The sequence below is a fragment of the Chromobacterium sp. LK1 genome, assembly GCF_001043555.1.
In the GTDB taxonomy this organism is placed as follows: Bacteria; Pseudomonadota; Gammaproteobacteria; order Burkholderiales; family Chromobacteriaceae; genus Chromobacterium; species Chromobacterium aquaticum.
The window spans coordinates 1-20806 of sequence record NZ_LDUI01000049.1 but is presented as its reverse complement, the minus strand read 5'-3'; the positions used below and the strand labels follow the sequence as shown (position 1 = coordinate 20806).

The following is a 20806-nucleotide window of genomic DNA, read 5'->3' as shown; positions in this document are numbered from 1 at the left end:
CTCACCCGTCAACACCTTTCAACACAAAAAATCGCTGCTTTCGACTAAGCCTTTGAATCTCAATACACTGCCAGCAACGACACGCGCTCAGTCTTCGCCAAACCGGCCGGAATCAGGCGACAGCGGCCTCACTTCCTGCAGTTTCTGGTAGTCGACATGGTCGTTTTCTTCGGCGTCGGTATAGATCAGGTCGGCGAAAGCATGGTTCCAGCGTATGTCCTGGTGCGAGAAGGTATGGCGCGCCACCATCGGCTGCACGGTGGTTTCGTCTATGCCGTTGATGGACAGGATAAGCTGCGCGCGGACGGCCGCCAGCGACTCGGCGTCTCTTTCATATAAAGGACTAGCCTCGTCAAGCTTGTGCACCAGGGTCCAGCCCAATACGAACATCGGATGCTGCTCGCGCACCAAGGCCAGGTCGTGCAGCTTGCGGAAGCTCACGCCCTCGGCGCTGACTTCATCCTGCAACAGCCGCAGCCGGGCGCTGGCGTCGATGATCACATTGTTCCTGGCGTTGGCGGCGCGCAGCATCAACGCCGGCTCGCCGTTCAGCATGCGCACCACCGGGCTATGGGTGAACACGATGCGCGCCCGCGGCCGCGAGAAGCGGGCGAAGCTGACGCCGGTGATCAGCGCGATGCTCATCATGCCGATGAAGATTTCCAGCATCGAGATCCAATGGGTATACAGGCTTTGCGGATGCATATCGCCGTAGCCGACGGTGGCCAGCGTTTCGACACTGAAGAAGAAGGCGCCGAGAAAACCCTGCGGGTACTGGTTGGCAATGCCGCCGGCCTGTGCCTGGTAGAGCCCGGCGAACAATAGATTCAATGCAATGAAGGCGGCGGCGATGAATAGATAGAAGCGCGGCCAGCTGATGGTCATGCAGAAATGGTAGAGGTCGTGCAGCGAGTGACGCGGCACGCTGTGGAGGTACACGCTGCGGCCGCCAACTTCCACGCGTCGGGCCGGCTTGTTGCCGCTGGTAGTCATGAATCGCCAAGCCGTTCTTGAGATGGGAATGGCTGATTGTGTGAAGATCGCGGACTGGCGTCAATGAAGCCAAAGATCATCGACGCCCTGGAGACCAGGCAATGCTGGCCGCTGGCACCGTGTCTAGCTGAGCGACAGCAGCGACAGCACCCGGTAACGGCTGACGCCGATCAGCGCCGGCACCAGTTCATAGAAGTTGCGATAGCTATCCGGCTGGTTGAGCCGGGCATTGAAGTCGGATACGAACTGGCTGGCCCAGCTCTGCTCATTCATATGCGACAGTTGCTCGATGGAGTGCTGCGCTTCGGCGATCGCGCTATTGATCGCGGCGCGGGTCTGATGCAATTGGCCGATGGAGCGCACCACATTCTGCAAGGCCTGACGCACCTGGGCGTGATCGTCGACTTTCCAGCGCTCGGGCTGGAAGGCTTCCGCCTCCGGCTGCAGCTTCAGGCGCTGCGGCACGCCGCCGGGAAAGCGGACGCCGCCGCCGCGCACGGTCATGCGCTCATTCAAGGCCGCCCATTGCGCTTCCGGCACGCTGAATGCCAGTTGGCCGTCTTCATTGACTTCCGCGCGCACGCCGCCGCCGGCCAAGGCTCGATTGAAGCGACGCAGGACTTCCTCCTCCCCCACGCCGCCCCCCACTTGCACCGAGGTTGGCGCCGCGCCGGACTCGCCGGTGGAAAACACCAGGGTTTCGGCCTGGCCGCCGGCCAGCGTAGCCAGCTCCAGTCCTTTGACGGTGAAGCCCTGGCGCGAATCGCCGGCCAGATGGAAGCGCAACTGGCCATCCAGGCTGCCGCCGCTGGCCGTCTGGCGCTGGCGCCACTGTGCGTTGAATTGTTCCAGTTGGCGTTGCAGCTCTCCCTGATTGAGCTGACGCTGAGTCAGTTCCCGGCTGAGGCCGGACTTGACGCCTTCGAGCTGACCCAACAGGCCGTCGACAAAGGACAGCGCTTGCTGCGCCGAGGTCAGTTGCTCATTGAGCTGGGCGCTATAGCGCCAGCCCGAGGTCGGCGCGCCGCGCACTTGCGCGGCCGACTGCGCTTGCGGCGCCGGCGTGCGCTCGATCGTGGCGGCGGCGGCGACCGCGCCGGCGTCCTTGCCCCAGCGCTTGCCGCTTTGCTTGACGTTGACGGAGGAAATCGGTGTGTTCATGCCAGGCTCGATCAGATCACGTCAAACAGGGACAACTGGCTGACACGGCCATAGGCCTTTTGACTGGCTTGCAGCGCCATGGTGTAGCCGCCCAACTGAATGAAGGCATCGGCGTAATCAAGGCTGCCCAACTTGGTCATGGTCTGTTTATTGGAAAGGCTGACATTGTCGTGATTGAGAGTCAGCGTTTTCATGATGTTCTGCGTGCCGCCCAGTTGGGCGATCTTGCTGGAGATGCCTTCCAACGCCTTGTCGCTGGCGTTCATCGCGCTGCGAATGTCGGCGGCCACGGTCGGATCCTTATTGTCCAGCGCCGGGTCTTCCAGCCGGCCTATGGTCTTGTCCAACTGGTTCAGGATCTCGGCCATGTTTTCCAACGTGACATTGGAATCCTGGGTGATGCCCTCGCCCACCACCACTTGCTGCTTGTCGGTATTGCCGGCGAAGCTGTAGCGGCTGCCCGCCGGCTGGGCGGCGTCGTAGGCGATGGCCGCCACCGCGGGCTTGGAGCCGGAGAACATGTAGCGACCCTCGGCGTCCTTGGTGTTGGCGGAGTAGAACAGGCTTTCGCGCAGGCTGCGCAGCGGCGTCGCCATTGCCTTGAGATCGTCCACCGGCGGGTTGTTGGCGGCGGCGGTCAACAGGTCCTTGGCGTCGCGGATGTCCAGGCTGATGCTGTCGAGTATCGACTCGTTCTTGGACAGCGTGGAACTGAGCGCGCCGATGTTCTGCTGATACTGGTCCAGCGCCGCTTCTTCGCGCTGCAGGCGCAGCAGGCGCACGCTGGCGATGGGGTCGTCCGACGGCGCCAGCAGCCGATCGCCGCTGGACATGCGCTGCAGCATCTCGGCCAGGGCGGAGTTGCTGGTCTGCATCGCCAACTGCATGGTGGACAGGTATTGATTGCTGGAAACGCGCATGCTGTCTTCCTTACAAGATGGACAAGGTGCTTTCGAACAGCTGGTTCGCCACGCTGATCACCTTCATATTGGCCTGATACATTTTCTGGAACTCCAGCAGGTCCATCGCCTCTTCATCGCGATTGACGCCACTGGTGTTGTGCCAGCTCTTTTCCGCCTCGGCGCGGATCACCTTGGCGCTTTCCAGGCCGGATTTGTTCTGTTTGCTGCTGACCGCCAGCTTGCCCACCATTTGCGAGTAAGCATCGCCAATGGTGACGGCGCCGACGCCGGGCATGGTGATCTTTTGCTGTTGCAGGCCGATCACCGCCAGCAAATTGCTGTTGTCGCCGGGCTTGGCCGGATCGCCGGAGAAGCCCAGCTCGGCCGAGGTGATGCCGCTGGTTTTCAGGATGCCGTTGACGCCGGAGGCGTCGTAAACGAACAGCGGCTTGCCCGGCTGACCGTTATTGTCATAGCCCTTGGCCAGTTGGTCGTTGACGCGCTGCGCCATTTCGCTGGCCAGGGTCTTCACCTGAGCGCGCATCGGGCGCACGGTCTGGATTTCGTATTGATTGAGGCCGCCCAGCTGGCCACCCAGGCCGTCGCCGGCCAGGGTGTATTTGTCCTTGGAGAAATTCAGCGTCAGCACTTGGCTGCCATCCGGCTGGCTGGTATTGCTCAGCGTGGCCGCCTGGGTGTCGGCCACCAGCGGCAGGCCGCTCTTGAGGCTGACGTTCTTGCTGCCGTCCGGCTGCGACACCACGCGCACTTCCACCAGGGCCGACAGCGAGTCTATCTGGCGGTCGCGCTCGTCTTCCAGGCCTGAGGTATTGGTATCTATGGCCTTGCCGGCGGCGATCTTGGCGTTGAGGTCGGCGATATTGGCCACCGAGCTATTGATCTGGGTGACGGTGGCGGAGCGTTGCTCGGCGATGGCGGCCAGTTGCGAGCCGAACACCTTGTCCAGGTTGTTGAAGCGCTGCGCCAGCGCTTCCGCGCTGCGGATCACCGGGTCGCGCATCGCATCGCCGGACAGGCTGGCGGCGCTGAGCGCCTGGAAGAACTGGTCGAAGCCGGCTGACAGGCTGCTGCCGTCGCGGCCCATCACTTGCTCCAACTGACCGAAGTAAGGATTCTGCGCCACCAGTTCGCCCTGGCTGGACGCCGCCTGCCACAGCTGCAGGTTCTTGAAGTCGTCGTTGAAGCGGCGCACCGCGTTGACCACCACGCCGGAGCCGGCGCTGTACGGGTCGCCGCTGCCGGGCATCAGCGCGGTCAGCACCACGCCCTGGCGCGAGTAGCCCGGGGTCATCTGGTTGGCGATATTCTGGCTGACGGCGTTCAGCGCGGCCTGGGAGGCGACGGCGCCGGTCAGCGCGTTGTCTATCATGCGCATGGCGATTCTTACCTTTTATTCAGCGGCAGCAGCGGCGGAGCGAAAGCTGCCAGGCCCTGCGCGTCCGGCAGCGAGCCGGGGTTCTGTTTATCGCTTGCGACCGGCGCGCCGCCGTTTTTAAGGTGAATATTGCCACCCTCCTCCGGCAGCAGCTGGCGCAGGATGGCGTTGGCGACGCCGAACACCCGTTGCTTGGCCAGTTGATCCGCCACCGCGCCGTCGGCGAAATCCATCATGTCGCCATTAATGGAGTTGGCGAAGATGCTGTCCTCGCCGGCGATCTCGCGCGTGGTCTTGCGGATCTGCTTGAACATCTCGCGCACGAATTGGGCCTCGAACTGCTCCGCCGCGGCGCCGGCCTTGCGGCGGTATTCCGGCGAGGCCGGCTGCACCGCCGGCTCGTCCTTGGCGTCGGCCGGCATCGCCAGCGCTGCTTGTATGTTTTTGCTTTCCATCAGATCACCACCAGTTCGCCGTCGATCGCGCCGGCCTGATCCAGCGCCTGCAGTATCGCCATGATGTCGTCCGGCGTGGCGCCGGTGCTGTTCACGGTGTCGATGATGGCGCGCAGACTGGCGCCGGCCGGCCACTTGAACATGCGGCCGGAGCCCTGATCCACGTTGACGGTGGAATTAGGCACCGTGGTGGTCTGGCCGTTGCTGAACGGGCCGGGCTGGCTGACGCTGGGGTTTTCCGAGATCACCACGCGCAGGCTGCCGTGCGACACCGCCGCCGGACGCACGGTGACACCCTGGCTGATCACCACGGTGCCGGTGCGCGAGTTGAACACCACGCGCGGCACTTCGCTGCCGACGCCGACATTGACCTTTTCCAGCCGCGCGACGAAGGCGACGCGCTCGGTGGGATCCAGCGGCGCGCGCACCTGGATGGTGGTGGCGTTGCGAGTGCTGGCCACGCGGCCGAAGCTGGCGTTGATGGCCTTGACTATATTGGTGGCGGTTTCGAAATTGGGCCGGCGCAGGCTGAGGCGCACGCTGTCGCCTTCTTCGAAGTCGCTGGGGATTTCGCGCTCGATGGACGCACCATTGGGCACGCGACCGGAGGTGGGGGTGTTGACGGTGACGCTGGAGCCGCTCTTGCCCTGGGCGGAAACGCCGCCCACCACCACATTGCCCTGGGCCAGCGCGTAGATTTCACCGTTGGCCGCCTTCAACTGGGTCAGCAGCAAGGTGCCGCCACGCAGGCTCTTGGCGTCGCCCAGCGAGGACACGGTGACGTCTATGGTCTGGCCTCGGCCGTAACCCGGCGGCAGGCTGGCGCTGACCATCACCGCCGCCACGTTCTTGACCTTGGTGTCGGTGCGCTCCGGCATTTTCAGGCCGAACTGCTTGAGCATATTGGCCACCGACTGGCCGGAGAATTTGACCTGGGAGTTGTCACCGGTGCCGTCCAGGCCCACCACGATGCCGTAGCCGATCAACTGGTTTTCGCGGATGCCCTCCACCGTCACCAGATTGCGCAAGGGCTGCGCCGTCGCCAGCGTCGCCGCCAGCAGCAGCGCCCATCCCGTCATTTGCTTGATAAAACCGTGCATGATCCGCCCTGAATGATTCTGTGATTGCGCATGCGCGCCCCAAGGACCGCATACGCGAACGGCGGACGCCCGTCAGCGCCCGCCTGTTGTCCCGCCCAAACTCCCCGCCGCCCGCCGTTCAGAACGGCATCAGCGGGCTGGCGAAGAACTTCATCAGCCAGCCGGGTTCGTTGGCGTCCGACAAGGCCCCGCGACCGGAGTAGCCGATGCGCGCGTTGGCGATGCGCAGCGAGGACACGCGGTTGTCGGTGTCGATGTCTTCCACCCGCACATAGCCGGCCAGGCGCAGGAATTCCTCGCCCTGGTTCAGCACCAGCTGCTTTTCGCCCTTCACTTCCAGCAGGCCGTTGCCCAGCACCTTGTGCACCACCACGGTCAGCGCGCCGGACAGCATGTTCTGCTGGGTGGAGGTGGAGGAACCGTTGAAATCGCGGCTGGCGTCCACGCCCACTTGCGCGCGGAAGGTGGTATTGCCCAGCAGCGACGGCGCCACGCTGGCGCCGGATTTCTTGCCGAAACTGGTGCCGGCCTTCTTGCTGGCCTGGGTGGTTTCTTCCAGCACCACGGTCAGCACGTCGCCGGGACGGAAGGCGCGGCTGTCCGAGGTCAGCGATTGCGCGCCGGCGACGGTGAACACGCCGCCGCCCTTGCCGCGCTGCGGCTGCTGCAGCAATTCCGGCAGCGCGAATTCCTGCGTGGTCTGCGGTGGAATCGGCTGCGCGCAGCCGGCCAGCAGCAAGGCGGACAGCATCAGGGCCAGCAGTTTCATCGCGCCGACTGCGCCAGGTACTGCATCATATTGTCGGCGGCGCTCAGCACCTTGGTGTTCATCTCATAGGTGCGCTGCGCGGCGATCATGTCCACCATCTCTTCCACCACCTGGACGTTGGAGCCTTCCAGCGCGCCCTGCTTCAGCTTGCCCAAGGAGCCGGAACCCGGCGCGTCGGCGGTGGAATCGCCGCTGGCGGCGGTTTTCTGGAACAGATTGTCGCCCAGCGCCAGCAGGCCGGCCGGGTTGACGAAGCTGGCCAGCTCGATCTGGCCAGCGGTTTCCAGCGTGCTGCTGCTGCCGCGGGTATAGCTGACGGTACCGGTTTCGCTGATGGTCACCGAGGACGCATCACCCGGAATGGTGATGGACGGTTCCAGCGGCAGGCCTTGCGGGGTGACGATGGCGCCCTGATCATTGCGCTGCAGCTGGCCGGCGCGGGTATAGCCGGTTTCGCCGTTGCTCATCTTCACTTGCAAAAAGCCCTGACCGACGATGGCCACGTCCAGCGACTGATTGGTGGTGGTCAGCGGGCCGGGGGTGAACACCTTCTGGGTGCCCACCAGCCGGGTGCCGTTGCCCAATTGCACGCCCAAGGGCGCGGTATTGTCCTGGTCGGTCTTGCCGCCCGGCTGACGATCCACCTGGTAGAACAGGTCCTCGAACACCATGCGGTCGCGCTTGAAGCCGACGGTGTTGACGTTGGCGAGGTTGTTGGCGATGGAGGTCAGGCGCGCGTCCTGCGCCTGGATGCCGGTCTTGCTCACCCACAAAGCTGGATTCATGTTTCGATTCCCCGATGGTTTGCGCCGTCGACCTTGGCCGCGGCGCTGTTATTGGAATGCCGGATCAGGCGCGCACCAGGCGGTTGCCCGCCTCCACCATGTCGCTGGCGGAGTTGAACAAACGCATCTGCATTTCAAAGTTGCGGTTCAGCGTCATGGTGGCCACCATTTCTTCCACCGCCGACACATTGCTGCGCTCCAGGTGCTCGCCCTGCACCTTGACGGTATCGTCTGCGGCCAGCGCGCCGCCCTGGCGGCTGATCACCAGGCCATTGACGTCCTTGGCGATGTCCTGCGGCTGCGGCTTGACCAGCTTGAGCTTGTCTATCGGCTGCATTTCGCTTTCGCCAGCGGCCAGCACCGAGATCACGCCATCGCTGCCGATGTGCAGCTTGACGTAGTCGGGCGGCACGGTGATCTGACCGCCGTCGCCCAGCACCGGGTGGCCATTGACGCTCAGCTTGCCGTCCACGTCCGCCACCATATTGCCGGCGCGAGTGTAGACCTCCCTGCCGTCCGGCCCTTGCAGCGTCAGAAAGCCGTCGCCCTGCACCGCCACGTCTAGATCACGGCCGGTTTGCACTACCGCGCCGCTGCGCACGTCCACCGCGTTGGCGCCGTTCTGGCTCAGGTGGCGCGCGTCGTAGCCATAGCCCGGCACCGCCTGGCTGGTGCTGACGCCGATGTCGGCGCGGAAGCCGCCGGTTTCGGCGTTGGCGATGTTGTTGGCGTGTATCTGCTGCGCCTTGAGCATGCGGTCGGCGCCGCTCATCGCGGTGTAGATCAGTGCGTCCATTTATTCGTGCCCCGCCTTAGACCGCCTGCATCAACGCCTGGATGGTCTGGTTTTCGGTGGAAATCACCTTGGTGTTGGCCTGGTAATTGCGCTGCGCGGTCATCAGGTCCACCAGTTCCGAAGTCATGTCCACATTGGACTGTTCCAGGGTGAAGGCCAGCAGATTGCCGGACAGGCCGGCGCCCGGACGCGAATACACCGCGGTGCCGGAACCTGCGGTTTCCACCCAGCTGGTTTGCGAGGTCGCTTGCAGCGCGGATTCGTTGGGGAAGTTGGCGATGGCCAAGGTGCCCACCACCTGCTTCTGGCCATTGCTGTAAGCCGCCACCACGTCGCCGTTGTCGTTCAGGCTGGTGCCGGTCATCGAACCGGACGGGTAGCCATTGCTGGCGTTCAGGGTCTGGCTGCTTTCGCCGGCGAACTGAGTGGTGCCGGTGTAGTCCAGGTTCACAGACAGCGCGGAGGCGCCGGCCGGGGTGCCCAGATTCAGCGCCACCGGCGCGGTGGGGCTGGTCAGCTTGCCGTCGGTGTCGAAATTCAAGGTGGCGGTGGTGGCCAGATCCGCGCCGTCCAGCGTGTAGTGGACGGTGATGGCGCCCGAACCGGTCTTGCAGAAATACTGGGTCAGGTTGTGCTTATTGCCCAGGGAATCGTAAACCGTGGACACCGCCGAGCTGTTGAAGGTGTTCTGCGCCTTGTCGAACGGCATGGTCTGCACGCTCCAGCCCGCCGACATATTGCCGACGTATTGCAGCTTGTCGCTGGCCTTGGCCGGGATGTTGCCGTTGGGGATCTTGATATCGCCGAAGGCGCCCAGCGCATTGCCATCGGCCTTGCCGTAGCCTTGCACGCGGCGGTTGTAGCCATCCACCAGGTAGCCGTCCTTGTCGGCGGTGAAGATGCCGACGCGCGAATAGGCCATGCCGCCGTTCAGGTCGCGGCTGACGAAGAAGCCGCGGCCGTCGATGGCGGCGTCCAGCGGACGGCCGGTGCGCACGGTATTGCCGTTGCGCGCCATGTTCTGACTGTGGCCGACCACTTCCACCCCCATCGGCTGCGCGCCGGCGTAGGCCGCGGAAAAGCTGGTGCGGCTGGATTTGAAGCCGTAGGTGCCGGTGTTGGCGATGTTGTTACTGATATTGCCCAGTTGGTTGTTGACGGCGTTGATGCCGGACAAAGCAATGTCGAAACTCATGGTCGCTCCAAAGTTTTAGGTATCTTGAATCGGCGCTTCAGGCCTGGGTTTTGCCCAGCAGACGGGTGATGGCGGAGGCGGGGAATTCGCCGAGACCGGCCAGCGTCAGCGTCGGTTCGCCGCCGTTGATGGGCAGGCGCACGCCAGACACGGTGGCCAGCATTTCCAGCCCGGCCTTGGATTTGGACGCGGCGCGCACTTCCAGCTTGTACTCGCCCTCCACCAGGCCATGCTTGCTTGGATCGACGTTGAAATCGAACTCGCCGGCCGGGCGCTTGCCCAGATCGATCACGGTTTCCTTGCCGCCGGCGTCGGTCAGCACCAGCGACACCTGCTGTTCTTCGCCGGACAGGGTCACGCGGCCGGACAAGGGGTCCTTGCCGCTCAGGTGCGCCTGATCGGCCTGTACCAGCACTTGGCGTCCCACTTGCGAGCCCAGCGACACCCCCTGCAGTTCGCGCAGCATCAGCGCATTGCCCTGCAATTGCTTGAGCATGTCGGCGGAGCTCTTCATCTGGCTCATCTGCGCCAGCTGGCTGACGAACTGCGAGGCGTCGGTGGGGTCCAGCGGGTTCTGGTTCTGGATCTGCGCCAGCAGCAGCTTCATGAACATATCGTCCATGCCGGTGCTCTGGCCGGCGGCCGGCGCCACTGCCGGATTGGAGCCATTGGAGGCGGCCGACTGGCTCTGCTGCCCGTTTTGCGCGGCGTTCACGCTCATGCGTTGTCTCCCAGTTTCAGCAGGTCCTGCTGCATGCCCTTGACTCGGGCCAGCACTTCCACATTGGTCTGGAACGCGCGCGAGGCCGACAGCATGTCGGTCATCTCTTCCACCGCGTTCACATTGGAATAGAAAACATTGCCGTCGGCATCGGCCAGCGGATTGCCTGGCTCGTGCGCCTTGCGCACCGGCTCCTGGTTCTGCACCACGTCCAGCACGCCGACGCTGGCGCCGCGCCAGCCGTCAAAACCGTCTCCGCCGCGATATTGAGTGGCGAACACCGGTTTGCGGGAACGGTAAGCCATTTGCTCGCTGCCGGCGGCGGTGTCGGCGTTGGCCAGGTTGCTGGCCACGGTGTTGAGACGCACCGTCTGCGCCGTCATGGCGGAGCCGGCGATGCGGGAAATATCGCGGAAGGACATGGTTTACTGACCTGCTATCACTTTGGCCAGCCCTCGAAACTTCATGTTCAGGAAGGCGAGACTGGTCTGGAATTCGGAAACGTTCTGCGCGAACTCGGCCTGCTCCACGCCCAACTCGACGGTATTGCCGTCGCGCGCGGGATGATTGGGCCGCCGGTATTGCAAGTCGCCGGACGGCGAATCCAACGGAAACGCGGCGTCGTCCGCCGAGGCGGCCAAAGCCGTTTTGAAGTCGATGTCCCGCGCCTGATACCCCGGCGTGTTCTCGTTGGCGATATTGGACGCCAGGATGCGGGTGCGCTCCGCTCGCAACTGCAAGGCAGCCGGGTGAACGCTCAATGCTTTATCAAGGTGCAGACCCATTGCCTAGATCCATGCGCTTCTCTACCATGTTTAAACATCGGCTATCTAATTCACATTAAATGGCCGCTCGATTGAAAAGCGATACTAATAACCGCACCCCCTCACGTATACGGGATAATTACCAAGTCATCTGTAATGGGAATTTTCACACCCTATTGGCATCAAACCGCGCCGCTATTGGCCGCGCTGCTCATCCTGCCCGGCGCTCGCACGCTGGCGGCCCCCTATCCCGCCGCCGCCGCGGTGGAACAAAGCGCACGCGCGCTGCTGCTGCAGAAAGCGGAAAAAGCCGGCCTGGAAGCGCCCCGCATCAGCGTCAAGGCCTTGCCGCCACGCGGCTTCAACGCCCCGCCCTGCCCCGAGCCAGTGCGCGTCGTCGCGCTGGACGAGCGCGCGCCCAGCCGCATGCGGCTGCAGGCGCGCTGCGACGCCGCCGGCTGGGACGCCGAATTCATCGTTCGCGCCGAAATCAGCGCCCGCGTGGCGGTAGCGGCGCGCGACATCCCGGCGCGCAGCCTGCTGGACGCCGGCGACATCGAATGGATGGAGCGCCCGGTGCTGGACCCGGCCGACATGGTCGGCGCCAAGACCAAGCTGGAAGGCTTGAGCAACCGCACCGCGCTGCGTCAGGGCCAGCCCTTGCGGCTCAAGGCGCTGGAAGCCAGCCTGCTGGTCAAGCGCGGCGAGGAAGTGCGCATCGTCGCGCGCAACAGCGGCATCGAAGTGGTCGCCGCCGGCGAGGCGTTGGGCAATGGCCGCCAGGGCGAGATCATCCGCGTGCGCAACAGCGCCACCGGCAAGGTGATACGCGCCCGCGCCAGCCAGCCGGGCGAGGTCAGCCCAGTGGACTAAGAACCTGTTCAAGGTCTGCTGCGCGTCGTGAGACGTCACACGGTGAGTACCGTCTTCGAAATGCTCATGTACCAACCATACATTCCGCTTTCTCAGCCGCAACGGCTTGTCTCGCCTTAGCTCGCGAGACTTTGAACAGGCTCTAAGCAAATGAAAAGCCCCCGGACGGGGGCTTTTTCATACGCGGGCAAGGTCATCTGAAACAGGCGGTTTACGATCTCGCCGGAATCGTCAGCCCGCGCTGCACCGCCGGCCGCGCCAGGAAGGCGTCCAGCACCCGCGTCACCTGCGGGAAATCCGCAATCGACACCAATGCGCCGGCATCGTAAAAACCGATCAGATTGCGCACCCAGGGGAAGATGGCGATATCGGCGATGCTGTAATCGTCCCCCATCATCCACTGGCGGCCGCTCAAGCGCTGGTCCAGCACCGCCAGCAAGCGGCGCGACTCGTTCACATAACGGTCGCGCGGCCGTTTGTCCTCGTAATCCTTGCCGGCGAATTTATGGAAAAAACCGAGCTGGCCGAACATCGGGCCGATGCCGCCCATCTGGAACATCAGCCACTGAATGGTTTCATAACGCGCGGCGGGGTCGCGCGGCAGCAATTGGCCGCTCTTTTCCGCCAGATACAGCAAAATGGCGCCGGACTCGAACAAGGCCAGCGGCTTGCCGCCCGGGCCGCGCGGATCGAGGATGGCGGGAATCTTGTTATTGGGGTTCAGCGACAGAAACTCCGGCGACAACTGATCATTGCTGTCGAAGCTGACCAGGTGCACCTCATAAGGCAGGCCGGTCTCTTCCAGCATGATGGACGCCTTGACCCCGTTGGGCGTGGCCAGCGAATACAGCTGGATACGTTCCGGATATTTCGCAGGCCATTTGCGAGTGATGGGAAAGGCGGATAAATCGCTCATGCGCGCTCCATTGAGTTGGACGGGTGGGTTGCGCGCCCATGATAAGCCCGGCTTTTGCATTTGTCTTAAATCAGCAGCCAATCAATGGCGAGATGTTATTGACGCAATAGCTGGATACACTCTTAATCCGTGCCTATGGCCAATGCCGCCCAGTAATAAGAAATTCATTCAAAAATAAATTTCCCTTTTAAATCATGTGGAATGTATTAGTTTGAAATGAGCTTGGCGTGCTCCACTGGCACTCCTGTATCGCAATTAGAATGGAGGCAGCCATGCCCTTTTTCACCGGAAAACTGAAGGAGCAGCTCAACGAGCTGACCGGCCAACTGGACGGCCTGCGCGGCATGCTGTCCGCCATCGACCGCTCGATGGCGATGATACAATTCACGCCCGACGGGGTGGTCACCAATGTCAACGACAACTTCCTGCGCACCATGGGTTACCAGCGCGATGAAGTGATAGGCAAGCCGCATCGGATCTTCTGCGACAAGAACTATGTGAGCAGCCCGGCTTATGCCGAATTCTGGCAGCAGCTGCGACGCGGCGAGCCGGTCAACGGCCGCTTCAACCGTTACGCCAGGAACGGCGAGGAGATCTGGCTGGAGGCCAGCTACACCCCGGTGCTGTCCAGCAACGGCCAGGTGTGCGGCGTGGTCAAGGTGGCGTCCGATATTACCGAGCAAGTGCACCAGGAGCAGAACGACCAGGCGATCCGCCTGGCGATCAGCCGTTCGATGGCGCAGATCGAATTCGATCTGGACGGCAATATCCAGGATGCCAACGAGAATTTCCTCAATACCTTTGGCTATACGCTGGCCGAAATCCGCGGCAAGCCCCATCGCATGCTGTGCGACGCCGACTACGCCGCCAGCCAGGACTACGCCGAGTTCTGGCGCCAGCTGCGCCAGGGCAAGTTCTTCCAGGGCCAGTTCAAGCGCCTGAGCAAGAACGGCCAGACCATCTGGCTGGAAGCCACCTACAACCCGGTGTACGACCTCAACGGCAAGCCGGTGCGGGTGGTCAAGTTCGCCCAGGACATCAGCCGCCGGGTGCAGCAACTACAGGCCCAGGCCGAGAACGCCCAATCCGCGGTGGAAGTGTCGGTCAATACCGAGCAGCTATCGGTCAAGGGCAGCGCGGTGCTGGAACAGGCGGCCAGCGAAATCACCAAGGTGGCATCCAGCGTGGAAAGCTCCTCCGTCATCATCACCAAGCTGGGCGACAGCTCCGGCCAGATCGGCACCATCATCAGCACCATCAGCGAGATCGCCGACCAGACCAATCTCTTGGCCTTGAACGCGGCGATCGAGGCGGCGCGCGCCGGCGAGATGGGCCGCGGCTTCGCGGTGGTGGCCGACGAAGTGCGCAAGCTGGCCGAGCGCACCAGCCAATCCACCGGCGAGATTTCCGGCATCGTGCGCAGCATCCAGGAAGATTCCAAGTCCGCCATCACCTCGATGCAGCAAGTGCGCGGCCTGGCCGACACCAGCCTGCAGCTGTCCGAGCAGGCGCGCGACTCCATCGCCGAGATCCGCGCCGGCGCCAAGGAAGTGGTGCAAGTGGTGCGCGACGTGTCGGAGTTGCTGCAGCAGCGCGCCTGAGCCGGGAAGGCAGGCTCGGAAAGCCTTGATCCAAATCATGTCCGCGCCGGCTTCGGCGCGGCGATACTGAGGCGCCCACAAGTCTTATCGAGTCCGCGATGAAACACCCCCACCCCGCGGCGATGCTGGCGCAAGCGCCGCATCGCGCCGCCTTTCTGCCCGGCATGCTGTTCGCCATCCTGCTGCTGGCCGCCTGGAGCGCCGAGCTGGCCAGCCGCCTGCTCGGCGTCCACGCCGCCTTGATCGTGCCCGCTTCGCTGGCCCATGGCTTCCTGATGCTGTTCGGCTTTTTCCCTTTGTTCATGACCGGCTTTCTGTTTACCGCCGGCCCGCGCTGGCTGGGCGTGGAGCCGCCAGGCCGCGTCATCTTCATCGGCGTGCCGGCGCTGCTGGTCGCCGGGCTGCTGCTATGGCTGGCCGGACTGTGGCTGGGCATGGCCTGGACCCTGGCCGGCCACGCGCTGTACACGCTGGGCTTCAGCGGCCTCATGCTGACTTTCGCCTGCCTGCTGCTGGCGAGCCCGCAGCCGGACCGCCGCCATGCCTGCGCGGTGCTGGCGGCGCTGTGCTGCGGCGTGCTGGCGCTCTTGGCCGGCGGCTACTGGCTATTGTTCCAGGACGGCCGCGGCTGGCTGTGGATGCGCAATCTGGCGCTCTGGGGTTTCCTGCTGCCGGTATTCCTGACCGTCTGCCACCGCATGCTGCCTTTCTTCTCCGCCAACGCGCTGCCGCTGTACCAGCCGTGGCGGCCGGGCTGGCTGCTGGCGGCGATGCTGGCCGGCTCGCTGGGCCACGGCCTGCTGGACGGCTTCGGCCTGCCCGCTTGGCCGCTGGACGCGGCGATGGCCGCGCTGCTGGCCTACGTCAGCTGGCGCTGGCGGCTGGTGGCCGCGCTGCGGGTGCGGCTGCTGGGCATGCTGCACCTGGCCTTCGCCTGGCTGCCGATAGGCTTCGGGCTGTATGCGCTCAATGGCTGGCTGGCGTCGCCGCGGCTGGCGCTGGCGGCACTGCACGCGGTCACCGTAGGCTTCTTTCTGACCATGATGATCGCCTTCGTGTCGCGGGTGACGCTGGGCCACTCCGGCCAGCCATTGCAGGCCGGAACCGGCTTGTGGCGGCTCTACCTGGCCGCGCACTGGCTGGCGCTGACCCGGGTGGCCACCGAGATGCTGCCCGGCGTCTGGTCCGGCTGGCTGTACGGCGCGGCGGCCCTGGGCTGGCTGCTGACCCTGGCGGCCTGGGGCCGCGCCTTCCTGCCCAGCTACTGGCGGCCACGCTCCGACGGCAAGCCGGGCTGAGAAGCAGCCAAACCCTTGGCTCAACCCTGGCCGCGCCGCCGCAGATAATCCGGCACCCGTTCCGCCGGCATCGGCCAGCCCAGCAAATAGCCCTGCACATAATCGACCCCCAGCCGCGCCATCAGCTGCAGGTCGGCCTCCTCGCTGACGCCTTCGGCCACCACCTGGATATTGCGGTCCTTGGCCAGCAGGATGGTGGACTCCAGGATATCCCTGGCCACCTCGTCCTCGGCCGCGCCGGCCACCAGCGATCGGTCTATCTTGATCGCGGTCACCGGCAGCTCGCGCAAGTACTGCAAGCCGTTGTAGCCGGAACCGACATCGTCCAGCGACACGCGAAAGCCGGCCATGCGCAGCCGGATCGCGTTTTCCAGCGCTTGGTAGATATTTTTCAAGCGCTGGGTCTCGGTCAGCTCCAGCGTCAGCAAGGCCGGCGCCATCCCCATTTCTTCCACCGCCGCCGCCAGGCTGGCCGGCAATTCGGGGTTGCAGAACTGACCGGCGGTAAGATTGATCGACACCTTGAGGCCCGACAACGTCAATTGCCTGCTCCAGCGCCGGTAATCCGCCACCACCGCGCGGAAGATGGCGAAGAACAAGGACTCGTCCAGGCCGTAATGCTCCAGGCCAGGCAGGAACTCCGACGGCTCCAGCACGCCGCGCGTCGGATGGTTCCACCGCGCCAGCGCCTCCACGCCCACCACCCGCAGCAAACCGGGATCGGCCTGTGGCTGATACCAGGGCACAATCTCTCCACGCTGCAAGGCCAGCTCCAGCTCGCTACGCTCAAAGCCGGGCAACTGCGAATTCCACGCCGGCCGCCGCGCGACCGCCTGCCACAGCTTGCACAGCTGCTCCATCGACAAGGGCTTGTTCAAGCTGCCTATCACCGGCAGGTTGTAAAACGAGGCCACCCGGTAGGCGCCCATCAGCATGTCCTTGGACAAGGTGCTGTTGAACACGATATGGGGCACATGCGGCAGCAAGGCCAGGTGGCGCAGCAGCAACACGCCGTCCATGCCCGGCATATTGAGATCGCTGATCATCAGGTCGTAACGGCGCTGGACTAGCAAATCCAAGGCCGCGCGGCCATCCTGCGCCTCGTCTATGCTCTCGATGCCGATCTCGCGCAGCGCCTGCTTCAGAGCGAAACGCTGCAGATCGTGATCGTCCACCACCAATACCCGCATGGGCCCCACGCCCAGTTTGACACTTGCTGGTTCCATAGCTTTTCTTGCATCCAAGTCGGATGCGCCATTTTCCTCACGCGGACATCGCAAAAGAAATAGGAAGATGCTTATTTTGCCCGGCCTTTTCCGGGCTTTAACTCACTGAAAACATCAACTTCGCATCAAACTTGACTGCTTGACGGCACAGTTTTGTTCTATATCTGCATTGGAGGCGGTAAACGCAAAATTTCAGTGCAATCAATGAAATAGCGTGGACATTAATCAATCTCATTTAGATTGACCCGGATGGGATTTCAGCCTTCCGCTCCCGGCCCGCCACAGGCGCGTGCCGGATCGCCGTTGCGCGGCGCTGACCAAGACTGGAGCCGGACCCATGAAAAAGAATCTTCCCGTGGACAGCACCGAGGTGTTCTTGCTGCCCCATCGCCCCATCGTCACCAAGACCGACCTGAAAGGCCAGATCACCTACGCCAACCGCGCCTTCATCGACATCAGCGGCTTTAGCGAGGACGAACTGGTCGGGCATTCGCACAATGTCGTGCGCCACCCGGACATGCCGGCCGAAGCCTTCGCCGACCTCTGGGCCACCATCAAGACCGGCCGCCCATGGAAAGGCCTGGTCAAGAACCGCACCAAGCAAGGGCATTTCTACTGGGTGGAAGCCTATGTGACGCCGATCTGCGAAAATAACCGCCCGGTGGGCTATATGTCGGTGCGCAGCGCGCCCACCAAGGAGCAGACCGCCGAGGCCGAACAGCTCTACGCCCGCATCCGCGAACGGCGACAGGCATTTCCGGAAACCCGCCACGTCAGCCCGCCAACGTTGGCCTCGAGCCTGCTGCTCGCGCAACTGCCGGCAGCCGCCCTGGCGCTGGCAGCAGCGGCGGCGGACGGCCCCGCGCGGCTGACCCTGCTGGCGCTGGCGGCGGCCTGGGCGCCAGCGGCCGGCTATCTCGTCGGCCGCTGGCTGGCGCGGCCGATAGACGCCGCGCGCCACGCATTGATGCGGCTGGCCGAAGGAGACTTCAGCACCCAGATCCCGGCCGCCGGCCTGCGCGAGCCGCGCGCGGTGCTGGAAGAAATGGAAACCCTGCGCATTCATCTGCGCGCCATCCTCGCCGACGTCGTCGCCGGCGCCGAGGATGTCAGCGAGGCCGCCAGCGCCACCCACGCCGAGGCCGAGTCGCTGAACACCCGCGGCGAATCGACGCTGGAAGGCATTACCCGGGTGGCGGCGGCGCTGGAGCAATTGTCGGTGTCGGTCAACGAGATTTCTCAATCCACCCGCGCCAGCGCCGAATTCGCCGACCAGGCCACCGAGCTGGCGAATCAAGGCGAGGTACAGATGAGCGACACGCGCCAGGCGGCTCAAGCCGTGGTCAGCGAAGTGTCCTGCACCCGCGACATCATCATCAAGCTGGAGCAATCGGTGGAATCGATCAACACCGTCACCGGCGTGATCAAGGACATCGCCAACCAGACCAATCTATTGGCGCTGAACGCGGCGATCGAGGCCGCGCGCGCCGGCGAACAAGGTCGCGGCTTCGCCGTGGTGGCAGACGAAGTTCGCAAACTGGCGGAACGCACCGCCGGCAACACGCTGGAAATCGAACAATCAGTGGGTTTCCTGCGCGAGCGCTCGCAGGAAGCGCTGGAAGAAGTGAAGGCCGCGGTGAGCAAGGTCCATACCGCCGAGGAAACGATACAAGCGGCGGCCCAGGGACTGGAGGCGATACGCAACGCCAACGCGAAGGTGGCGGAATCCTCCTCCAGCGTGGCCAATATGCTGCAACAGCAGTCATCCGCCTCCACCGAGGTGGCGCAGAGCATGGAAACGATGAGCAATCTGACCGAGCAGAACAGCCACAGCATCGCGGCCACCTTGCAGGTGGCGCAGAAGCTGCACACCACCGCTGGCGATTTGCGACGCCTGGTCAGCCAATTTGAAAAACACATGTGATTGGCATGCAATTCGCGAGCCAATGGCATGTTTGGGAATAATCGACATGCGAACGCGTTTTATTACACAAACTCTACAAAATCGAGGAACTACTTGATACCCCCTCTTTCATAGCTGTTATTCGCCGCGGCCTTACTGCACTGCACCATGACATCGGCCGCGGCGAATGCCGCCCGCGCTTAGAGCCTGTTCAAAGTCTCGCGAGCAAGAGCGAGACAAGGCGTTGCGGCTGAGAAAGCGGAATGTACACACGGTACATGGGCATTTCGAAGACATACTCACCGTATAACGCTCCACGACGCGCTGCAGATCGTAAACAGACGCTTACGTTCAAACACCGCTCGCAAACCCAGCCCAAGGAGGTGAAGCGCCCAGCAACAAGGCGCCAAGACGATGATCGCACTGCCCTGCCGCAGCGCGGCGTCGACGACAGCGCGGGATCGGCCCGGCCACGCGCCGCGCATGCGTCCCAAAGATGCAGTGTCTCGTTCGGCGAGGCTCCTATGCAAACACAGGTCACTGATCTGACGACGTCGAGAGACGCCCAAGGTTAGGACAGGCTTTATCGGATTAAGGTATAGCCCAAAGTGACTTCCCGATATTTTCGGGATACGTTGCATAGTGCCAAAACTTAGACGCGGAGATAGCTTTTCTGCACTCTCTCTTCTGGTTTACGCCCCCATTGTGACAACTGTTTGTGGTTATAAAACAGCTAACGGGGAACCCCTCAACATGTCTTTTGCAAGCATCACCCTGCCTACCGCTCAGGCAAACGAAGTCAATCTGAAAGAAACCGTCGCCTCCTACATGAGCGACACCCTGATCACCCTCAGCCGCGACATGAAAGTCAGCGAAGCACGCGAGCACATGCTCAAACAGCTGCGCGACGAAGACATTCCCGCCCAGATTTTCGTCATCGACAGCAGCCGTTTCCTGCACGGCCAACTCTCGGTCAAGCGCCTGCTGACCGAAACCGATCTGACGCTGCCGGTTTCCGCGCTGATGGGCCCCACCTCATTTGTCGTCGAGCCCAGTCAACAACGCCGCGACATCGTGCCGGAGCTGATAGACAAGGGCGTGGATCTCGCGCCCGTGGTCAGCGGCGGCAAGCTGCTGGGCGCCCTGTACGAAAAAGAGATCGCCGCGCTGATCCGCGACGAAGGCACCGACGACGCGCAACGCCAGGGCGCCAGCCTGCCGCTGGAAACTTCCTACCTGGAAAGCTCCCCGTGGAGCTTGTGGAAAAAACGCCTGCCCTGGCTGTTGCTGCTGTTCTTCGCGGAAGCCTACACCAGCACCATCCTGCAAGTGTTCGAAGAGCAGCTGGAAGCCGCCATCGCCTTGGCCTTCTTCATCCCGCTGCTGATCGGCACCGGTGGCAATAGCGGCACCCAGATCACTTCCACCCTGGTGCGCGCGATGGCGATGGGCGAAGTCAGCCTGCGCAATATCGGCACGGTGCTGCGCAAAGAGGTGACCACCTCCTTCATGATTGCGCTGGCCATAGGCGTGGTGGCCTGGATACGCGCCTGGATGCTGGGCGTGGGAGACGAAGTGGCCTTGGTGGTGTGCTTGACCCTGATCGCCATCACCATCTGGAGCGCCATCGTCTCCTCCATCATTCCGATGCTGCTTAAGAAGATGCGCATCGACCCGGCCGTGGTGTCGGCGCCCTTCATTGCCACCTTCATCGATGGCACCGGCCTGGTGATCTACTTCAACATCGCCATGTTGGTAATTTCCGACCTGGCCTAAGCGCCCCCTTTCCGGCGCGCCATCGCGCGCCGCCGCAAACCGCGCCCGCCAAGCCCATCCCCTGGATGCGGACTTGCCGGGCGCGCGCCGATGCCCGCGAGGCTTTGAACAGGCTCTTAGAACCTGTTTACGATCTTGTACATTCCGCTTTCTCAGCCATTTTCGCCTTGCCTCGC

At 63.4% G+C, this 20806-nt stretch carries 20 protein-coding genes and 1 riboswitch; of the genes, 5 read left to right on the top strand and 15 right to left on the bottom strand.

Features of this window, described 5'->3' with window-relative positions; genetic code table 11:
* Positions 1-87: 87 nt before the first annotated feature.
* The 13 genes from VI26_RS19545 to flgB all read right to left on the bottom strand — a co-directional run bounded on the left by VI26_RS19545 (position 88) and on the right by flgB (position 11058).
* Complete coding sequence (locus VI26_RS19545; protein WP_048411440.1) at positions 88-993, bottom strand: ion channel; 906 nt, start codon at positions 991-993, stop codon at positions 88-90.
* 123 nt (positions 994-1116) lie between these two features.
* Positions 1117-2154: a hypothetical protein gene (locus tag VI26_RS19540; protein WP_048411439.1), complete on the bottom strand. Its 1038-nt coding sequence runs from the start codon at positions 2152-2154 to the stop codon at positions 1117-1119.
* An 11-nt stretch (positions 2155-2165) separates the two neighbouring features.
* Positions 2166-3074, bottom strand: coding sequence for a flagellar hook-associated protein FlgL (flgL, locus tag VI26_RS19535; RefSeq protein ID WP_048411438.1), 909 nt, complete (start codon positions 3072-3074; stop codon positions 2166-2168).
* Positions 3075-3084: 10 nt separating this feature from the next.
* Positions 3085-4452, bottom strand: a complete 1368-nt coding sequence (gene flgK / locus VI26_RS19530) for a flagellar hook-associated protein FlgK (RefSeq protein WP_048411437.1) — start codon at positions 4450-4452, stop codon at positions 3085-3087.
* 8 nt (positions 4453-4460) lie between these two features.
* Positions 4461-4907, bottom strand: a complete 447-nt coding sequence (locus tag VI26_RS19525) for a hypothetical protein (RefSeq protein WP_048411436.1) — start codon at positions 4905-4907, stop codon at positions 4461-4463.
* The gene (locus VI26_RS19520; RefSeq protein WP_156183971.1) at positions 4907-6007 is read right to left on the bottom strand and encodes a flagellar basal body P-ring protein FlgI; all 1101 of its coding nucleotides are present in this window, start codon (positions 6005-6007) and stop codon (positions 4907-4909) included. The genes VI26_RS19525 and VI26_RS19520 overlap by 1 nt, the downstream gene beginning before the upstream one ends.
* A 118-nt stretch (positions 6008-6125) precedes the next feature.
* The gene (gene flgH, locus VI26_RS19515; RefSeq protein WP_048411434.1) at positions 6126-6776 is read right to left on the bottom strand and encodes a flagellar basal body L-ring protein FlgH; all 651 of its coding nucleotides are present in this window, start codon (positions 6774-6776) and stop codon (positions 6126-6128) included.
* Entirely contained in the window at positions 6773-7561 is a 789-nt protein-coding gene (flgG, locus tag VI26_RS19510) for a flagellar basal-body rod protein FlgG (RefSeq protein ID WP_048411433.1), read from the bottom strand. The genes flgH and flgG overlap by 4 nt, the downstream gene beginning before the upstream one ends.
* A 64-nt stretch (positions 7562-7625) precedes the next feature.
* Positions 7626-8357 (bottom strand): flagellar basal body rod protein FlgF, encoded by a 732-nt coding sequence (locus VI26_RS19505; protein WP_048411432.1) that lies wholly within the window; start codon positions 8355-8357, stop codon positions 7626-7628.
* Between the two features lie 16 nt (positions 8358-8373).
* A complete protein-coding gene (locus VI26_RS19500; protein WP_048411431.1) occupies positions 8374-9552 on the bottom strand; it encodes a flagellar hook protein FlgE in 1179 nt (392 codons plus the stop codon).
* Between the two features lie 37 nt (positions 9553-9589).
* Entirely contained in the window at positions 9590-10273 is a 684-nt protein-coding gene (locus VI26_RS19495) for a flagellar hook capping FlgD N-terminal domain-containing protein (RefSeq protein ID WP_048411430.1), read from the bottom strand.
* Positions 10270-10695, bottom strand: coding sequence for a flagellar basal body rod protein FlgC (flgC, locus tag VI26_RS19490; RefSeq protein WP_048411429.1), 426 nt, complete (start codon positions 10693-10695; stop codon positions 10270-10272). Before flgC ends, VI26_RS19495 begins: the two co-directional genes overlap by 4 nt.
* A 3-nt stretch (positions 10696-10698) precedes the next feature.
* On the bottom strand, positions 10699-11058 hold the full coding sequence (gene flgB, locus VI26_RS19485; RefSeq protein ID WP_048411428.1) for a flagellar basal body rod protein FlgB: 360 nt from the start codon (positions 11056-11058) through the stop codon (positions 10699-10701).
* A gap of 135 nt (positions 11059-11193) precedes the next feature.
* On the opposite strand from flgB, the gene flgA reads away from it, so the two are divergent.
* Positions 11194-11910: a flagellar basal body P-ring formation chaperone FlgA gene (gene flgA / locus VI26_RS19480; protein WP_082151165.1), complete on the top strand. Its 717-nt coding sequence runs from the start codon at positions 11194-11196 to the stop codon at positions 11908-11910.
* Positions 11911-12121: 211 nt separating this feature from the next.
* Here the strand turns inward: flgA and VI26_RS19475 are convergent, their stop codons facing one another.
* Positions 12122-12826, bottom strand: coding sequence for a glutathione S-transferase N-terminal domain-containing protein (locus VI26_RS19475; RefSeq protein WP_048411427.1), 705 nt, complete (start codon positions 12824-12826; stop codon positions 12122-12124).
* Between the two features lie 272 nt (positions 12827-13098).
* Between VI26_RS19475 and VI26_RS19470 the strand changes: the two genes are divergently transcribed.
* Entirely contained in the window at positions 13099-14427 is a 1329-nt protein-coding gene (locus VI26_RS19470) for a PAS domain-containing methyl-accepting chemotaxis protein (protein WP_048411426.1), read from the top strand.
* Positions 14428-14525: 98 nt separating this feature from the next.
* The gene (locus tag VI26_RS19465; protein ID WP_048411425.1) at positions 14526-15725 is read left to right on the top strand and encodes an NnrS family protein; all 1200 of its coding nucleotides are present in this window, start codon (positions 14526-14528) and stop codon (positions 15723-15725) included.
* 20 nt (positions 15726-15745) lie between these two features.
* Here the strand turns inward: VI26_RS19465 and VI26_RS19460 are convergent, their stop codons facing one another.
* Positions 15746-16951, bottom strand: a complete 1206-nt coding sequence (locus tag VI26_RS19460; RefSeq protein ID WP_082151164.1) for an EAL domain-containing protein — start codon at positions 16949-16951, stop codon at positions 15746-15748.
* A 337-nt stretch (positions 16952-17288) separates the two neighbouring features.
* Between VI26_RS19460 and VI26_RS19455 the strand changes: the two genes are divergently transcribed.
* Positions 17289-18875 carry a PAS domain-containing methyl-accepting chemotaxis protein gene (locus VI26_RS19455; protein ID WP_048411423.1) on the top strand — a complete coding sequence of 529 codons (1587 nt, stop codon included), beginning with the start codon at positions 17289-17291 and terminating at the stop codon, positions 18873-18875.
* Positions 18876-19352: 477 nt separating this feature from the next.
* Positions 19353-19525, top strand: a riboswitch (M-box (ykoK) riboswitch).
* An 82-nt stretch (positions 19526-19607) separates the two neighbouring features.
* Positions 19608-20630 carry a magnesium transporter gene (locus tag VI26_RS19450; protein ID WP_048411422.1) on the top strand — a complete coding sequence of 341 codons (1023 nt, stop codon included), beginning with the start codon at positions 19608-19610 and terminating at the stop codon, positions 20628-20630.
* The last annotated feature ends 176 nt before the right edge of the window (positions 20631-20806 follow it).

Bases quoted from the DNA above. Each gene is read 5' to 3' on its own strand.
- VI26_RS19545 (WP_048411440.1), bottom strand. From the start codon at position 993: ATGACTACCAGCGGCAACAAGCCGGCCCGACGCGTGGAAGTTGGCGGC.
- VI26_RS19540 (WP_048411439.1), bottom strand. From the start codon at position 2,154: ATGAACACACCGATTTCCTCCGTCAACGTCAAGCAAAGCGGCAAGCGC.
- flgL (WP_048411438.1), bottom strand. From the start codon at position 3,074: ATGCGCGTTTCCAGCAATCAATACCTGTCCACCATGCAGTTGGCGATG.
- flgK (WP_048411437.1), bottom strand. From the start codon at position 4,452: ATGCGCATGATAGACAACGCGCTGACCGGCGCCGTCGCCTCCCAGGCC.
- VI26_RS19525 (WP_048411436.1), bottom strand. From the start codon at position 4,907: ATGGAAAGCAAAAACATACAAGCAGCGCTGGCGATGCCGGCCGACGCC.
- VI26_RS19520 (WP_156183971.1), bottom strand. From the start codon at position 6,007: ATGCACGGTTTTATCAAGCAAATGACGGGATGGGCGCTGCTGCTGGCG.
- flgH (WP_048411434.1), bottom strand. From the start codon at position 6,776: ATGAAACTGCTGGCCCTGATGCTGTCCGCCTTGCTGCTGGCCGGCTGC.
- flgG (WP_048411433.1), bottom strand. From the start codon at position 7,561: ATGAATCCAGCTTTGTGGGTGAGCAAGACCGGCATCCAGGCGCAGGAC.
- VI26_RS19505 (WP_048411432.1), bottom strand. From the start codon at position 8,357: ATGGACGCACTGATCTACACCGCGATGAGCGGCGCCGACCGCATGCTC.
- VI26_RS19500 (WP_048411431.1), bottom strand. From the start codon at position 9,552: ATGAGTTTCGACATTGCTTTGTCCGGCATCAACGCCGTCAACAACCAA.
- VI26_RS19495 (WP_048411430.1), bottom strand. From the start codon at position 10,273: ATGAGCGTGAACGCCGCGCAAAACGGGCAGCAGAGCCAGTCGGCCGCC.
- flgC (WP_048411429.1), bottom strand. From the start codon at position 10,695: ATGTCCTTCCGCGATATTTCCCGCATCGCCGGCTCCGCCATGACGGCG.
- flgB (WP_048411428.1), bottom strand. From the start codon at position 11,058: ATGGGTCTGCACCTTGATAAAGCATTGAGCGTTCACCCGGCTGCCTTG.
- flgA (WP_082151165.1), top strand. From the start codon at position 11,194: ATGGGAATTTTCACACCCTATTGGCATCAAACCGCGCCGCTATTGGCC.
- VI26_RS19475 (WP_048411427.1), bottom strand. From the start codon at position 12,826: ATGAGCGATTTATCCGCCTTTCCCATCACTCGCAAATGGCCTGCGAAA.
- VI26_RS19470 (WP_048411426.1), top strand. From the start codon at position 13,099: ATGCCCTTTTTCACCGGAAAACTGAAGGAGCAGCTCAACGAGCTGACC.
- VI26_RS19465 (WP_048411425.1), top strand. From the start codon at position 14,526: ATGAAACACCCCCACCCCGCGGCGATGCTGGCGCAAGCGCCGCATCGC.
- VI26_RS19460 (WP_082151164.1), bottom strand. From the start codon at position 16,951: ATGGAACCAGCAAGTGTCAAACTGGGCGTGGGGCCCATGCGGGTATTG.
- VI26_RS19455 (WP_048411423.1), top strand. From the start codon at position 17,289: ATGAAAAAGAATCTTCCCGTGGACAGCACCGAGGTGTTCTTGCTGCCC.
- VI26_RS19450 (WP_048411422.1), top strand. From the start codon at position 19,608: ATGTCTTTTGCAAGCATCACCCTGCCTACCGCTCAGGCAAACGAAGTC.